The organism is Sphingobacterium composti, assembly GCF_009829075.1.
GTDB classification, from domain to species: domain Bacteria; phylum Bacteroidota; class Bacteroidia; order Sphingobacteriales; family Sphingobacteriaceae; genus Sphingobacterium; species Sphingobacterium composti.
In genome coordinates this window covers 1-916 of record NZ_WUQZ01000057.1, presented here as the reverse complement: position 1 = coordinate 916, position 916 = coordinate 1, and the positions used below count along the sequence as shown (strand labels likewise).

The following is a 916-nucleotide window of genomic DNA, read 5'->3' as shown; positions in this document are numbered from 1 at the left end:
TTTTCATTAGCATTGGCTGTTCCATTTGTGCTATTCGCGATGTTCCCATCTATGCTGAAATCACTTCCAAAATCTGGAGGTTGGTTGAATAGTGTGAAGGTAGTTTTGGGTTTCTTAGAATTGGCTTTAGCTCTAAAATTCTTGTCAAATGTAGACTTAGCATACAATTGGAATTTATTGGATAGAGAAGTATACTTGGCATTATGGATTGTTATTTTTGGACTGTTAGGGTTATACTTAATTGGTAAAATCAAATTTTCGCACGATAGTACGTTGGAGTATATGTCTGTGCCTCGTACGATGTTTGCTATCTTGGTTTTTACATTTGTGGTGTACATGATACCAGGCATGTGGGGAGCTCCATTGAAAGCGATTTCTGCTTTCTTACCTCCAGTAGGCACGCAGGATTTTGATTTGACTTCAGGTGTTTCTCCTACTGGGAATGCCTCTAGTGTAGATGCGTCTTCACGCAAACATTACACTTATTTCCACAGCAAAGCGACCATCAAAGGTATGGATCCCTACTACGATTACGAAGAAGCTTTAGCAGCAGCGAAAGAGCAAAACAAACCATTGATGGTGGATTTTACTGGGTGGAACTGCGTGAACTGTCGTAAAATGGAGGCTGAAGTATGGAGTGCACCAAAAATCAAAGATTTGATCAACAATGAATTTATTTTGGTGGAATTGTATGTGGATGATAAAGTATTAACACTTCCAGAATCTGAGCATTACGTCTCAGAAAAGACAGGTAAAAAAGTAAATACGGTAAGTAAGCGTAATGCGGATTTTCAAATCACCAGATTTGAAAGTAATTCCCAGCCATTATATGCTTTGCTTGATGCGAATGGCGAGTTATTGGTTCCGACGAGTGGAGCTGTTTACGATATCGACAAATATGAAGCTTTCTTGCGCT

General features: G+C 39.2%; 1 protein-coding gene. It reads left to right on the top strand.

Annotation, left to right across the window (positions count from 1 at the left end; all coding sequences use genetic code 11):
- Positions 1-916, top strand: a 916-nt coding sequence (locus GOQ17_RS16025) for a thioredoxin fold domain-containing protein (RefSeq protein ID WP_159639062.1), incomplete at both ends; no start/stop codon positions are given.